Here is a 524-nt window from a genome sequence, read left to right on the forward strand (position 1 = left end):
TTGACCAACGAACCAATTGGACGACTAGCATTAAGCGCACGGTTAAAGCCTTCATAACCCACGCGTTTACCACCAACCATGGCACGAATTTCACCACTGTGGCGATCAACAGCCACGGCAGCAGCTTCGAGTTCTTTGCCGCCTCGCTTCGCTAAATCCGGTATTTTCTTCGCGATAGCCTGCTCCATTTTACTTTGAGATACAGGATCAAGAGACGTAAACACGCGCAGACCAGTTTCAGCCTTGAAGCGATCACCGTCCTTCTCTTTCAGCTCGATATTCTATTGCTGGAAGTATGCAGGCTGACGGCTCGCAATACGTGGTTTGCTTTGTGTATCAAGAGGTCGACTCACAGCTTGTTCATATTGCTGCGATGTGAGCATGTTTTGTTGCATCAGCAATCGAAGCACCAAGTCTCGACGCTCTTTAGTGCGCTCAGGATAACGAACAGGATTGTAGTACGACGGTCCTTTCACCATGCCCACCAGCATCGCAAGTTGATCAATTCGCAACTCTTGGATTGG

1 pseudogene is annotated in these 524 nt (G+C 49.0%); it reads right to left on the reverse strand.

From position 1 onward, the window contains the following. A pseudogene (locus tag R7P74_RS29155) lies at positions 1-524 on the reverse strand (transglycosylase domain-containing protein); the annotation flags it as partial.

The sequence above is a fragment of the Vibrio sp. 2033 genome, assembly GCF_033339735.1.